The 13,566-nt window shown below is 69.6% G+C and carries 14 protein-coding genes; all 14 read right to left on the bottom strand.

Annotated features, from left to right (window positions below):
• Positions 1–129: 129 nt before the first annotated feature.
• The 14 genes from ACZ6K0_RS05510 to ACZ6K0_RS05445 all read right to left on the bottom strand — a co-directional run bounded on the left by ACZ6K0_RS05510 (position 130) and on the right by ACZ6K0_RS05445 (position 13,558).
• Positions 130–1,266, bottom strand: coding sequence for an ABC transporter ATP-binding protein (locus ACZ6K0_RS05510; protein ID WP_469227764.1), 1,137 nt, complete (start codon positions 1,264–1,266; stop codon positions 130–132).
• A complete protein-coding gene (locus ACZ6K0_RS05505) occupies positions 1,259–2,242 on the bottom strand; it encodes an ABC transporter ATP-binding protein (RefSeq protein ID WP_376412651.1) in 984 nt (327 codons plus the stop codon). The genes ACZ6K0_RS05510 and ACZ6K0_RS05505 overlap by 8 nt, the downstream gene beginning before the upstream one ends.
• A 6-nt stretch (positions 2,243–2,248) precedes the next feature.
• Positions 2,249–3,235 (bottom strand): ABC transporter permease, encoded by a 987-nt coding sequence (locus ACZ6K0_RS05500; RefSeq protein ID WP_469227765.1) that lies wholly within the window; start codon positions 3,233–3,235, stop codon positions 2,249–2,251.
• Positions 3,228–4,151 (bottom strand): ABC transporter permease, encoded by a 924-nt coding sequence (locus tag ACZ6K0_RS05495; protein WP_376412657.1) that lies wholly within the window; start codon positions 4,149–4,151, stop codon positions 3,228–3,230. The genes ACZ6K0_RS05500 and ACZ6K0_RS05495 overlap by 8 nt, the downstream gene beginning before the upstream one ends.
• A 122-nt stretch (positions 4,152–4,273) precedes the next feature.
• Positions 4,274–5,902 (bottom strand): peptide ABC transporter substrate-binding protein, encoded by a 1,629-nt coding sequence (locus ACZ6K0_RS05490; protein ID WP_376412660.1) that lies wholly within the window; start codon positions 5,900–5,902, stop codon positions 4,274–4,276.
• Between the two features lie 245 nt (positions 5,903–6,147).
• The gene (locus tag ACZ6K0_RS05485) at positions 6,148–7,071 is read right to left on the bottom strand and encodes a peptidoglycan-binding domain-containing protein (RefSeq protein ID WP_469227769.1); all 924 of its coding nucleotides are present in this window, start codon (positions 7,069–7,071) and stop codon (positions 6,148–6,150) included.
• A 43-nt stretch (positions 7,072–7,114) separates the two neighbouring features.
• Positions 7,115–8,104 (bottom strand): peptidoglycan-binding domain-containing protein, encoded by a 990-nt coding sequence (locus ACZ6K0_RS05480; RefSeq protein WP_469227771.1) that lies wholly within the window; start codon positions 8,102–8,104, stop codon positions 7,115–7,117.
• Positions 8,105–8,151: 47 nt separating this feature from the next.
• Entirely contained in the window at positions 8,152–9,228 is a 1,077-nt protein-coding gene (locus ACZ6K0_RS05475) for a peptidoglycan recognition protein family protein (RefSeq protein ID WP_469227773.1), read from the bottom strand.
• 12 nt (positions 9,229–9,240) lie between these two features.
• The gene (locus ACZ6K0_RS05470) at positions 9,241–9,666 is read right to left on the bottom strand and encodes a DUF2690 domain-containing protein (protein ID WP_469227775.1); all 426 of its coding nucleotides are present in this window, start codon (positions 9,664–9,666) and stop codon (positions 9,241–9,243) included.
• Between the two features lie 30 nt (positions 9,667–9,696).
• Positions 9,697–10,110 (bottom strand): DUF2690 domain-containing protein, encoded by a 414-nt coding sequence (locus ACZ6K0_RS05465; RefSeq protein WP_376412674.1) that lies wholly within the window; start codon positions 10,108–10,110, stop codon positions 9,697–9,699.
• A gap of 64 nt (positions 10,111–10,174) precedes the next feature.
• Positions 10,175–10,588 carry a DUF2690 domain-containing protein gene (locus tag ACZ6K0_RS05460; RefSeq protein WP_469227777.1) on the bottom strand — a complete coding sequence of 138 codons (414 nt, stop codon included), beginning with the start codon at positions 10,586–10,588 and terminating at the stop codon, positions 10,175–10,177.
• Between the two features lie 80 nt (positions 10,589–10,668).
• Positions 10,669–11,100 (bottom strand): DUF2690 domain-containing protein, encoded by a 432-nt coding sequence (locus tag ACZ6K0_RS05455; RefSeq protein WP_376402353.1) that lies wholly within the window; start codon positions 11,098–11,100, stop codon positions 10,669–10,671.
• A gap of 318 nt (positions 11,101–11,418) precedes the next feature.
• Positions 11,419–12,507 carry an ABC transporter ATP-binding protein gene (locus ACZ6K0_RS05450; protein ID WP_376402350.1) on the bottom strand — a complete coding sequence of 363 codons (1,089 nt, stop codon included), beginning with the start codon at positions 12,505–12,507 and terminating at the stop codon, positions 11,419–11,421.
• Positions 12,500–13,558, bottom strand: coding sequence for an ABC transporter ATP-binding protein (locus tag ACZ6K0_RS05445; RefSeq protein ID WP_376402347.1), 1,059 nt, complete (start codon positions 13,556–13,558; stop codon positions 12,500–12,502). The genes ACZ6K0_RS05450 and ACZ6K0_RS05445 overlap by 8 nt, the downstream gene beginning before the upstream one ends.
• Positions 13,559–13,566 lie beyond the last annotated feature (8 nt).

The following is a 13,566-nucleotide window of genomic DNA, read 5'->3' as shown; positions in this document are numbered from 1 at the left end:
AGGGGGACCACAAAAGCCGGCCGGGGCGACATTGCGCGCCCCGGCCGGCTCACGGCACCCGCACGGCCGTACGTGGACGATCCTGACGTGTCCGTATATCGGAGCCGAGTCGGTCGAGTTGCCTGCGGGTTAAAGCGACTTGGGCTCTTCCCCGCCGTTCGCTTCCTTGTTCTCCCCGCCGTTCGTCTGCTTGTCCGCCCCGCCGTTCGTCTGCTCGTCCGTCTCGCCGTTCGTGCCGTTCTCCGGCGGGACCACCTGCTTCTCCTCCGCGAAGTGGCAGGCCGAGTCGTGCTTCGCCGGGCTGTCCGTGAGGCGGAAGACCGCCGGGACGGCGAGGAGGGGGACTTCCAGGGTGCAGCGTTCCTGGGCCTTCCAGCAGCGGGTGCGGAAGCGGCAGCCGGAGGGGATGTTGGCCGGGGAGGGGACGTCGCCGGTGAGGATGATGCGCTCGCGGTGGGCGCGCGCCTCCGGGTCCGGGACGGGGACGGCCGAGAGCAGCGCCTGCGTGTACGGGTGGGTCGGGTGGTCGTAGATCTGGGCGTCGCTGCCGATCTCGACGATCCGGCCGAGGTACATGACGCCGACCCGGTCGGAGATGTGCCGCACGATCGACAGGTCGTGGGCGATGAACACGTACGAGAGGGAGAACTCGGACTGGAGCTGGTCCAGGAGGTTGACGACCTGTGCCTGGACGGAGACGTCGAGGGCGGAGACCGGTTCGTCCGCCACGATGATCTCGGGCTGGAGCGCGAGGCCGCGGGCGATGCCGATGCGCTGGCGCTGGCCGCCGGAGAACTGGTGGGGATAGCGGTTGATGTACTCGGGGTTGAGGCCGACGACGTCGAGGAGGTCCTGGACCTTGCGGCGCCGGTCCCCCTTGGGGGCGACCTCGGGGTGGATCTCGTACGGCTCGCCGATGATGTCGCCGACCGTCATGCGCGGGTTGAGCGAGGTGTACGGGTCCTGGAAGACCATCTGGATGTTGCGGCGGACGGCCTTGAGGGCGCGGGGGGACAGCTTGGTGATGTCCTCGCCCTTGTAGCGGATCGTGCCGGACGTCGGCCGCTCCAGGTTGACCAGCATCTTCGCGACGGTCGACTTGCCGCAGCCGGACTCGCCGACGATGCCGAGGGTCTCGCCGGCGGCGAGGTCGAAGTCGACGCCGTCGACGGCCTTGACGGCGCCGACCTGCTTCTTGAAGAGGATGCCCTGGGTCAGCGGGTAGTGCTTGTGGAGGTCCCGGACTTCGAGAATCGCCTCAGCCATGGAGGCACTCCTTCCAGAAGTGGCAGGCGCTGGCGCGGGGCACCGGGGACTCGGTCACGTCGTACAGCGGGGGTACGTCGGTCCGGCACACGTCCTGGGCCATGGGGCAGCGGGGGTTGAAGGCGCAGCCGGGCGGGATGTTCAGGAGGTTGGGCGGCAGGCCCTTGATCGCGTACAGCTCCCGGCCCTTCTGGTCCAGGCGCGGGATCGATTCGAGGAGGCCCTTGGTGTAGGGGTGGGCGGGGGCCTTGTAGATCTCGTGGACGGGGGCCTGTTCGACGATCCGGCCCGCGTACATGACGGCGATCTTGTCGGCGACGTCGGCGACGACGCCGAGGTCGTGGGTGATGAGGATGAGCCCCATGTTGAGCTCGCGCTGGAGCTCGGCGAGGAGGTCCATGACCTGGGCCTGGACGGTGACGTCGAGGGCGGTGGTCGGCTCGTCGGCGATGATCAGCTCGGGTTCGAGGGCGAGCGCCATCGCGATCATGATGCGCTGGCGCATGCCGCCGGAGAACTGGTGGGGGTACTGGCCGACGCGTTCCTTGGCGGCGGGGATGCGGACCCGGTCCATCAGTTCGACGGCCTTGGCCTTGGAGTCCTTCCGCGACATCCCCTTGTGGACCTGGAACATCTCGCCGAGCTGTTCGCCGACGCTGATGACGGGGTTGAGGGAGGACAGCGCGTCCTGGAAGACCATCGCCATCTTGGCGCCGCGGATCTTGCGCCGTTCGGCCTCCGAGAGCTTCAGGAGGTCCTGGCCCTGGAAGAGGATCTCGCCCTGGGTGATCTTTCCCGGGGGGATGTCGAGGATGCCCATGACGGCCTGGGCGGTGACGGACTTGCCGGAGCCGGACTCGCCGAGGACGGCGAGGGTCTCCCCCGCGTCGACGGAGTAGTCGACGCCGTTGACCGCCTTGGCCACCCCCTCCCTGGTGTGGAACTCCACGTGCAGGTCGCGCACTTCGAGCAGCATGGGTCCCTACCTCAGCTTGGGGTCGAGGGCGTCGCGGACGGCGTCGCCGAGCATGATGAAGGCGAGCACCGTGATGGCGAGCGCGCCGGAGGGCCAGAGCAGCATCTGCGGTGCGTTGCGCACGTAGGGGGCGGCCGAGGAGATGTCGATGCCCCAGGAGACGGTCGGGGGCTTGAGGCCGACGCCGAGGAAGGAGAGCGTGGCTTCGAGCGAGATGTACGTGCCGAGGGCGATCGTCGCGACCACGATGACGGGCGCGAGGGCGTTGGGCGCGATGTGGCGGAGCAGCATCCGGTTGTTGGAGGCCCCGAGCGCGCGGGCGGCGTGGACGTAGTCGTTCTGCTTGGCGGTGATGACGGAGCCGCGGGCGATGCGGGAGATCTGCGGCCAGCCGAGGAGCACCATGAAGCCGATGACGGGCCAGACGCTGTTGTTGCTGACGACGGAGAGCAGGACGAGGCCGCCGAGGACGACGGGGATCGCGAAGAACACGTCCGTGATGCGGGAGAGGAAGCCGTCCCAGGCGCCGCCGTAGAAGCCGGCGAGGCCGCCGAGGACGGAGCCGAGGAGGGTCACGCCGACGGTGGCGAAGAGACCGACCTCCAGGGAGGCCCTGGCCCCGTAGACGGTACGGGTGTAGACGTCGCAGCCCTGGCCGTTGAAGCCGAAGGGGTGGCCGGGCTGGGAGCCCTCCTGCGCCTTGGAGAGGTCGCAGTCGAGCGGGTTGCCGCTGGCGATGAGCTGGGGCCAGATCGAGATGATCACCAGGAAGATGATGATCAGCCCGGAGATGATGAAGATCGGGTTGCGGCGCAGGTCGAGCCAGGCGTCGGACCAGAGGGAGCGGGGCTTCTTGTCGGGCCCGGTGCCCTTGGGTCCGCCCGGCGTCTTCTCCAGCGTCTCACCCTCGTCCATCGCGAGGTCGGTGCCGCCGCCGGCGCCGGTGTGGTTGATCGCGCGGCCGTCGTCGAACGGCTGAGGCTGCTCAGGCATAGCGGATCCTCGGGTCAAGGACGGCGTACAGGAGGTCGACGAGCAGGTTCGCCACCAGGAAGACCAGGACGAGGACGGTCACGAAGCCGACCACGGTCTGGGTGTTCTGGCGGAGGATGCCCTGGTAGAGCTGGTAGCCGACACCGTGGATGTTGAAGATCCGCTCGGTGACGATGGCTCCGCCCATGAGCGCGCCGATGTCGGTGCCGATGAAGGTCACCACCGGGATGAGGCTGTTGCGCAGCAGGTGGCGGGTGATGACCCGGTGGCGGGGCAGGCCCTTGGCGACGGCGGTGCGGACGTAGTCGGCCCGCTTGTTCTCGGCGATCGAGGTCCGGGTGAGCCGGGTGACGTACGCGAGGGAGACCGAGGCGAGGACGAGGCCCGGGACGATCAGCTCGTTCAGTGGGGCGTCGCTGGAGACGGCCGGCTTGATCCAGCCCCAGTTCACGCCCAGGAGGAGCTGGAGGAGGAGGCCGGTGACGAAGGTCGGGATGGAGATGACGACCAGGGTCAGCAGCAGCACGGTGGTGTCGACGGGGCGGCCGCGCTTGAGGCCGGTGAGGACACCGAGGCTGATGCCGATGATGATCTCGAAGAAGATGGCGACGAGGGTGAGGCGGATGGTGACCGGGAAGGCGCTGGCCATCAGCTCGGTGACTTCCTGACCGTTGAAGGCCGTGCCGAAGTCGCCGGTGAAGACGTTGCCCATGTAGATCAGGTATTGCTGCCAGACGGGCTTGTCGAGTCCGTACTCCTTCTCGAGCTGCGCCGCGGTCGCCGGGTCGCACTGGCGGTCGCCGCACAGACCGGCGATGGGGTCGCCCATCACGTTCACCATCAGGAAGATCAGCAGCGTGGCGCCGAAGAAGACCGGGATCATCTGCAGCAGTCGCCGGATCACATAACGACCCATGGGGGGCTCCGGGGGTTGGCTCCGGGTAGGGGGATGGCTCCGGGGAGGTGTGCGGGGAAGGCGTACGGCCCGGCGCGGTGGTGTCCGCGGGCCGGGCCGTACGCCGCCGACCTCCTACGACGTCAGTTGACCTTGATCTGGTCGTAGACCGGGACGCTGAACGGGTTCAGGGTCACGTTGGTGACCTTCTCCGAGTAGCCGGCGCTGCCGTTCTGGTACCAGAGCGGGATGGCGCCCATGTCGTCGCGGAGGACGCCTTCGGCCTGCTGGAAGAGACCGACGGCCTTGGCGATGTCGGGCTCGGCATTGGCCTGGTTGACGAGCTTGTCGAACTCGGGGCTCGACCACTTGCCGTCGTTGGACGAGGCGTTCGTGTAGTACAGCGGCTGCAGGAAGTTCTGGATGAGCGGGTAGTCCATCTGCCAGCCGGCACGGAAGGGGCCCGTGAGCTTCTGCGAGGTGACCTGGTTGCGGTAGTCGGCGAAGGTGCCGACGGGGTTGCCGACGCAGGCCTTGTCATTGCCGAGGGCGCGGTTGATGGAGTTGCAGACCGCGTCGACCCATTCCTTGTGGGAGCCCGTGTCGGCGTTGTACGAGATCTTCATGGTGCCGCCGGGGATGCCGCCGCCCTCGGCGACGAGCTTCTTCGCCTCGGCCGCGTCGTACTTGCAGAAGTCGCCGCAGATGTCCTTGAAGCCGCCCTCCTCGCCGAGGACCGGGGAGGTCCAGTCGACGGCGGGGGTGCGGGTCTTCTGGAAGATCGTCTCGGTGATCTGGTCGCGGTCGATCGCCATGGAGAGGCCCTGGCGGAGCTTCTCCTGGCCGGGCTTGTCCCAGGCGGGGTCGTAGAAGGGGAACGACAGGGTCTGGATGATGCCGGCGGGGACGTTGATGTACCGGTCGCCGAGGTCGGCGGAGACGTTCTTGAGCTGGGCGGCGGGGATGTCGTCGACGAGGTCGAGGTTCCCGGCCGTCAGGTCGGTGTAGGCCGTGTTGTTGTCGGTGTAGACCTTGAGGGTGATGCCACCGTTCTGGGCCTTGTCGGTGCCGGGGTAGCCGTCCCAGCGCTTGAGGGCCATCTCGGAGCCCTTGGAGTACGAGTTGACCGTGTACGGGCCGTTGCCGACCGGCTTCGAGAGCCAGGCGGCGTGGTCGTCGAAGAAGGACTGGGGCAACGGTGAGAAGGCCGCGTAGCCGAGGGTGATGGGCCAGGTGGAGAACTTCTGGGTGAGCTTGACCGTGAAGGTCTGGCCGCCGGTGACCTTGAGGCCGGACATGGTCTCGGCCGTGGGCTCGCCCTTCTCGGGGTGAACCTGGTCGTACCCCTGGATCTGGCCGAAGAAGTAGGCGTTCTTCTGGTTGTTCTTCAGGTGGGCGCCGTAGTTCCAGGCGTCGACGAAGGACTTGGCGGTGACCGCCTCGCCGTTGGAGAAGGTCCAGCCGTCCTTGACCGTGATGGTGAAGTTGGTCGAGTCGGTGGTCTCGATCTTCTCGGCGAGCATGTCCTTGGCCTCGCCGGTCTTCGGGTCGTACTGCTTGAGCCCCCGGAAGATCATGGAGAGGACCTTGCCGCCCTGCACCTCGTTGGTGTTGGCCGGCTCCAGTGGGTTCTGCGGGTCTCCCCACGAGGAGGTCACGATGCCGTCGGCCCCTCCGCCGCCGCCGCTGTCGTCGCCGCCGCCACAAGCGGTCGCCGCGAGGGCGACTGCGGTGGCCAGTGCGGCCCACTTGGCGTGCGTGGCTCCGCGCATGGAGTGCCTCCCATATGTCCCTAAGTGTGACTTAGAGCTCAATATGACCCGAAATCAGAAGGCATGCATGTTCTCGGCACCCGTTGGTGGGGCGAGGCGGCGCGGAGGCGGTACGGGAGACGCGGTACGGGAGACATGGCGCGACGGCGGCCGGCCGCGGCATGCTGCGCCGCGACCGGCCGCCGTCGCCGGAATTCGCTCGGAATCGCTGGGGATCGCTCGGGATCGCTCGGGATGAGGTGACGTCAGTTGAGGAAGGTCACGTCCCAGTGGTCCCTCTCACGGGCGTAGATGTTGCCCGAGGGGGCGGTGTAGAGCGCCGCGCCGTCGGCCGCGCGAGTCCCGGTCCTGGGGAAGGTGCCGGTGATGTAGTTGCTCAGGCAGGCGGTCGGGCTGAAGTCGATCTTGTAGCCGTTCCAGTGGCTGTACGTGCCGCTCATGTGCCCGGCCTCCGTACCGCCGGTGATGGTCAGGGCGCAGCCGCTCGCCCTGCGCAGGGTGACGGTGCCGTCGGCGGAGGACCGGCGCAGGCCGTCGAACGAGGTGCAGGTGGTGCTGTTGCGGTTGGAGCAGTTACCGGAGGAGGTCCAGTTGATGCCGCCGGCCGAGGTGAAGATCGCGGCCGCCCCGGAGTGGGTCAGCAGGCCGCTGTTGCCGCCGCTGCCGCCGGAGGTGCCGGTGACCAGGGCGCGCCAGGTGTCGGGGCCGACGATGCCGTCCGCGTCGAGACCCTTGGAGCCCTGGAAGCTCTTGACCTTGCCGTCGGTGCCGTCGCCGAAGTCGCCGTCGACGGCGAGGCCCGCTCCGTACCGGTTGAGCTGCGTCTGCACGGCCTTGACGGCGGATCCGTTGTCGCCCTTGCGGACGGTGACGATCAGCTTGGACCAGGTGTCCGCGCCGACGATGCCGTCCACCGGGGAGAGACCGGAGGCGCTCTGGAAGCTCTTCACCTTGCCCTCGGTGCCGTCGCCGAAGGCGCCGTCGGCGCCGGTGGCGTAGCCGCGGGCCGTCAGCAGGTGCTGGACGGTCGTCACCTGGACGCCGGAGTCGCCCTTGCGGACGAGGGGCCAGTCGGCGGCGAGGGCGGGGCCCGCCGAGAGCAGCCCGGCCGTCAGCGCGGCCATCAGGGTGGCGAGCAGCGTGGCCGCCAAGCCCGGGATTCTTCTCATCGTGTCGTCTTCCTCGGGGTCACGACTGCCGTGGCGGCAGCGGTCAGCACTGGTAGGAGGCGTTCGGGTGGACCGGCTCGCAGTACCGGATGTGCAGGTGGTTGTCGTGGTTGGGGTACTGGACCGTCAGCCCCTCCGCGATCAGCTGCGGGTCGTTGAAGTACACGAACTTCACGTGGCCGGGAGCCGCCGCGAGCAGGGCCTTGACCAGCTCGCGGGTCGCGCCGCGGTCGTAGGCGGCCGACTGCCAGGTGATCCGGGAGCCGCCGCACTGGGCCGAGTCCGTACGGACGGGCCAGAGGTCGGCGTCGAGCCCGACCTGGTGGCTGGCGTGGCCGTTGATGGTGCCGCCGTGCTCGAAGCCCACGTCGCCGACGGGCACCTTGCCGCGGCCGAGGGCCGAGAAGCTGCGGGCGGCGGCTTCGAGCTGGGCGACGGCGGCCGCGGTGCCCCAGTCGGCGGAGGTGTTGCCGTCGGGGCTCTGGTTGCAGAGCGTGCCGGCGTTGTAGGCGTAGTCGATGGCTTCGTAATGCCAGAGCAGGTTCGTCCACGTGTCCGGGCCCACGACGCCGTCCGCGCCCAGGCCCGCGTGGCCCTGGAAGGTCCGTACGGCCGAGGCGGTGCCGGGGCCGAAGGCGCCGTCGACGGTGAGGCCGGCTCCGCGCTTGGCGTTGAGCAGGTGCTGGAGGGCCTTCACCGCCTCGCCCTGGTTGCCCTCCCGCACGGTGGGCGTGAGCGCCTTCCAGGTGTTGGGGCCGACGATCCCGTCGGCGTCGAGGCTCTTGGCCGTCTGGAAGGAACGGACCGCCGAGTCGGTGCCGGCGCCGAAGACGCCGTCGGCGGTGAGCCCGGCGCCCTGGGCGTTGAGCAGGTACTGGAGTGCGGCGACGTCCGAGCCGCGGTTGCCCTTGCTCTGGGTCGGGGCGAAGGCGCCGCCCAGGGCCTGGGCCGGGGAGACGAGGCCGACGAGCAGGGCGACGACGGCGGCGAGGAGCACCGCCCATCGGCCGGCGGGGAGAGTGTGCGAGGGCATGACTGAGTGCTCCTCCTGCGAGGTGGGAAGTCCGGCTGTCGCTTGGATCAGCCGAGCAGGCGGCCGAAGGTACGGGCGTCGACGAGACCGTCGGCGGGAAGTCCCGCGCCCGTCTGGAAGGTGGTGACCGCCGCCTGGGTGCCGGATCCGAAGACGCCGTCCACCGTGGTGGGGACCCCTCGCGCGCCGAGCAGGACCTGGACGGCCTTGACGGCCTCCCCCGACTCGTCCCGCCGTACGGGCGCGACGAGTTGGTGCCAGGTCTGGTTGCCGGCCAGGCCGTCGGCCGTCGCCCGCGTCAGGCTCTGGACGTCGCGTACGGCCTTCTCCGTGGCCGGGCCGAACGACCCGTCGGCGGTGAGCACGGCGCCCCGCCCGATCAGGTGGTGCTGGAGCGCCCGCACCCGGTCGCCGGTGTCGCCCGTGCGCAGCAGCGGCCAGACGGGGGCCGTCGGGTCGCCGCCGATCCGCGCGGCGACGTCCCGCCGGAGCTGCGGGAGCAGCGCGTACAGGCGGTCACCGGGGCATTCGGTCGCGTTGAAGTCCCGGTGTCCGTAGATCTGGTAGGCCCGCAGGCCGTACTGGCGGCAGATGTGGGCGCAGAGGTCGACCAGCGCCGCGTACTGCGCGCCGCGCGGGTCGACCGAGGTGTAGGTGCCCTCGTTCTCGATGCCGATGGCGACGGTGTTCTGGCCGGTGCAGTGCGCGGACTCGACGGTCCGGGTGCCGCGCTGGAGTTCGGCGAGGCTGCTGTGGCGGCCCTCGGTGATGTACGCGCCGCGGCTGACGGTGAAGTGCTGCCCGGTGTCGATCCAACTCCGGTCGTCCATCGCCCAGTTCTGCATGGAGCGGGCGAGCTGGAAGGCCTGACCCTGCGAGTAGTCGGTGACGTTGGGCGTGGCCGTGTGGTGCACGATGATCTTGACGGGCGGGGTGGGCAGGATGGTGAGGGGGCTGCTCGCGGGGCGGGCGCCCCAGGCGGCGCAGTCCGCGATCACCGGGACGCCGGTGGCGGCCCGCGCCCGGTCGGCGAGGCCTACGGGCAGGACGGTAGCGGCGCCGAGGGCGAAGGCGCCGGTGAGGAGGGTACGGCGGCGGGGGTTCGGTCCGGTGACCGTGGTCATGGGCGCTCGTCCTTAGTAACTGCCGGTGCAGTGGGTCTGGAGGGTCTCGTAGGCGCGCACCTCGCACGCCCAGGCGAGGATGTCCTTGTCGCTGACCATCGCGGTGTACGCCGTTCCGTTGCCGCCGTAATAGACACTCTCCGAGGCCCCTTGGGAGTTGTGCACCCGGATGACCGTGTCGAAGGAGGCGCCGGAGGTCTTGCGCGCCCAGGCGGCCCGGCAGGTGGGGCTGTAGCGCAGCTCGACACCCCAGTCGGCGGTCCGTACCGTGCGGGCGTCGCTCTGGCAGACGGTGGTGGCGGGGTCGAGGCCGGCGCAGCCGCTCCCCTGACAGGGAGTGGCGGCGGAGGCCGGGGATGCGCCCGAGATCAGGGCGGTCGCGGCGAGGACCGACGCCGAGGCGAACGCGCCCAGCCGGGAGACGACGGAGGTGCGCATGAGGGCTCCTGGGTGCGGGATGACGAGGGGTCAGTACCTGTTCGTGCAGCCGTACTGCCCGTCGGTCCAGTTCCCGCAGGCCCAGGCGGTGATGTTCTTGTCGTTCACCATCCGGGTCCACACGGGGTTCATGCCGACGTAGTCCGCCGCGAAGACGGCTCCCTGGGAGTTGTTGACCGTGATCCGGCCCGCCCCGCCGAACGCCTGCCGGGCCCAGGCGGTCCGGCACTGCGGGCTGTACCGCAGTTCGACCCTGCCGGTGCGGTCCCACAGCACCGTCCGGGCGTCGTCGGCGCAGATCGTCGTCGCCGGGTCGCGACCGTGGCAGGTCTCCGCGTGGCAGATCTCGGCGGCGGAGGCGGGGGACGAGGCGAACAGCAGGCCGCTCGCGGCCATGGCCAGCGCCGAACCGACGGTGGCGAGCTTGCGGGTGAGCGCCTTCATGGCGGGTGCTCCTTCTGAGGGGTCTAGGGGGTGTCTTGTCGATCAGGCCGGATCAGGGAGCGCCCTAGTACCAGGTCGTGCACGCCGACTGCTCGAATCCCATGATGTGACCGCAGGCCCTGGCGATGATGCCCCTGTCGTCGATCATCGCGGTCCACACGGTGCCGTTGCCGGAGTGGTAAGCGGACTGCTCCAGGCCGGTGTTGCTCTCGACCCAGATCGTCATCGCGGTGTCGCCGCTCTGCCGCGCCCAGGCGGCGCGGCAGGTGGGGCTGTAGCGCAGCTCGGTGCCGAAGCTCGATCTGGCGACCGTGCGGGCGTCGCTCTGGCAGACGGTGGTGCTCGGGTCCTTGCCGGTGCAGTCGGGCCCGTTGCAGTACGCCGCGGCGGACGCCGGCGACGAGGCGAGCAGCAGGCTCGACGCGGCGAGAGCCAGCGCCGAACCGGCGGTCGCGAGTTTGCGGGTGAGCGTGTTCACGGTGACGTGCTCCTTCTGCGGTCCAGGGGGTGTCTTGGGCATCAGGCGCCGCGAGCCCGGCTTGATCGACACGACACTCCCTAATACGGGGCGGTGCAGCTGAAGCCCGAGTCGAAGCGGACGCAGGCACGCGACAGGTAGCCCGCGTCGTTGGTCATCCGTGTCCAGACGGAGGCCCCGTTGCCGCGGTAGGGCGTCGAGTAGTACGGCGTGTAGGACCCGTCGCCGTTCCGGCGCTCCACCGTGACCGTGAGGGCGAAGCTCACGCCGCCGCTGTAACGCGCCCAGGCCGTCCGGCAGGTGGGGCTGTAGCGCAGCTCCACGTTCCATTCGGTGGTGCCCACGGTGCGCGCGTCGCTCTGGCAGACGGTCGCGGCCGGGTCCTTGCCCTCGCACTGGGCCGCGTAGCAGGACTCCGCCGCCGAGGCCGGCGACGTGGCGAGCAGCAGGCTCGACGCGGCCATCGCGAGAGCCGAACCGACGGTGGCGAACCTGCGGGTGAGTGCGTTCACGGAGACCCCTTGTCCTGAGGTGGCGGCGGGCGGCGCGGTGGGCTGCGCCGCCGCACACGCTGCCAGTCCCTGGGGGCCTTCCCGGGTGTCCCGGCGCCTGGGACCCGTCCCGGGGCGGGCGTGGTGGGGCGGTGTGCCGGCGACGGTCGAGGCAGGGGCGCCGGACGGGGCCGGCATCCCGTCGGCCTCACGGGACGGGCCGTGGGACGCGGGACGGGAACGGGACTCCCCGGCAACGCGAGAGGCCCCCGCCACCCTTGCGGGTGGCGGGGGCCTCTCGGTGTCCGGACGGACCGGACCGGACGGCGCGTCAGTGCGTCAGTGCACCGGGACGACCTGCTTCTCCTCGGCGAAGTGGCACGCCGAGAAGTGGGCGGCCGGGGTGTCCTGGCCCTGGAAGCGCTGCGGGACCGCGAGGATCGGGGTCTCCTGCGAGCACTTCTCCTGCGCCTTCCAGCAACGGGTGCGGAAGCTGCAGCCCGACGGCGGGTTGGCCGGCGAGGGGACGTCACCGGTGAGGATGATCCGCTCGCGGTGCGCGCGGGCCTCCGGGTCCGGCACGGGCACCGCGGAGAGCAGCGCCTGCGTGTACGGGTGCGTCGGGTGCTCGTAGATCTGCTCGTCCGTACCGATCTCGGCCATCTTGCCGAGGTACATGACGCCGACGCGGTCCGAGATGTGCCGGACGATCGACAGGTCGTGCGCGATGAAGAGGTAGGAGAGGTTGAACTCTTCCTGGAGCTTCCCCATCAGGTTGATGACCTGCGCCTGGACGGAGACGTCCAGGGCCGAGACCGGCTCGTCGCAGATGATGATCTCCGGGTTGAGCGCGAGGCCGCGGGCGATGCCGATGCGCTGGCGCTGACCGCCGGAGAACTGGTGCGGGTACCGGTTGATGTACTCCGGGTTCAGACCGACGACGTCGAGGAGCTCCTGCACCTTGCGGCGCCGGTCGCCCTTCGGGGCCACCTCGGGGTGGATGTCGTACGGCTCGCCGATGATGTCGCCGACCGTCATCCGCGGGTTGAGCGAGGTGTACGGGTCCTGGAACACCATCTGGATGTTGCGGCGGACGGCCTTCAGCGCGCGCCCGGACAGCTTGGTGATGTCCTGGCCCTTGTAGAAGACCTCGCCGGCGGTGGCCCGCTCCAGGTTCATCAGGAGCTTGGCGACCGTGGACTTGCCACAGCCGGACTCGCCCACGATGCCGAGGGTCTCGCCCTGGAAGAGGTCGAAGGAGACCCCGTCCACGGCCTTGACCGCGCCGACCTGCTTCTTGAAGAGGATGCCCTGCGTCAGCGGGAAGTGCTTCTTCAGGTTGCGCACCTGGAGGATCGGCTCGCCGCGGCCCACGGGGGCCTCGACGGCGGCGGCCACGGCCTCGTCGTTCTTGCTGAGGTCAGCCATGGATCGTCTCCTTCCAGAAGTGGCAGGCGCTCTTACGGCCCGGGAGATCCGCGCCGTCCTGCTCGGTGACCGGCGCCAGGGCCGGGATCTCCGTACGGCAGATGTCGTCGGCCTTGGGGCAGCGCGGGTTGAAGGCACAGCCGGTGGGCACGCGGAGCAGGTTGGGCGGCAGGCCCTTGATCGCGTAGAGCTCCTGGCCCTTCTGGTCCAGGCGCGGGATCGAGTCCAGGAGGCCTCGGGTGTACGGGTGCGCGGGGCGCCCGTACAGCTCGTGCACCGGAGCCTGCTCGACGATCCGGCCGGCGTACATCACGGCGATCTTGTCCGCGACGTCGGCGACGACGCCGAGGTCGTGGGTGATCAGGATCAGGCCCATGTTGTATTCCTGCTGGAGCTCCGCGAGGAGGTCCATGACCTGGGCCTGGACGGTCACGTCGAGAGCCGTGGTGGGCTCGTCGGCGATGATCAGGTCCGGCTCCAGGGCGAGCGCCATGGCGATCATGATGCGCTGGCGCATACCGCCGGAGAACTGGTGGGGGTAGTCGGAGACCCGCGCCTTGGCGGCGGGGATCTTGACCTTGTCCATCAGCTCGATGGCCTTGACCTTGGCGTCCTTCTTGGACATGCCGTGGTGCACGCGGAACATCTCGCCGAGCTGGTAGCCGACGGTGAGGACCGGGTTGAGGGAGGACAGCGCGTCCTGGAAGATCATGGCGATCTTCCGGCCGCGGACCTTGCGGCGCTCCTCCTCGGACATCTTCAGCATGTCCTCGCCGCGGAACAGGATCTCGCCCTGCGGGATCTTGCCCGGCGGCATGTCGAGGATGCCCATGATGGCCTGCGCGGTGACGGACTTGCCGGAGCCGGACTCGCCGAGGACGGCGAGGGTCTCGCCGGCGTTCACCGAGTAGTTGACTCCGTTGACCGCCTTGGCCACACCGTCACGGGTGTGGAACTCGACGTGCAGGTCGCGGACTTCGAGCAGGGGACCGTTGTAGTCGGCTCCGCCGCGCGGCGCCGGGACGGTCGCGGTCTTGTCGATGATGCTCATCTTTTACG

This window comes from Streptomyces sp. NPDC042346, from assembly GCF_055581845.1.
The sequence above is the reverse complement of the archived record's forward strand: the minus strand, read 5'-3'. Positions and strand labels throughout refer to the sequence as shown.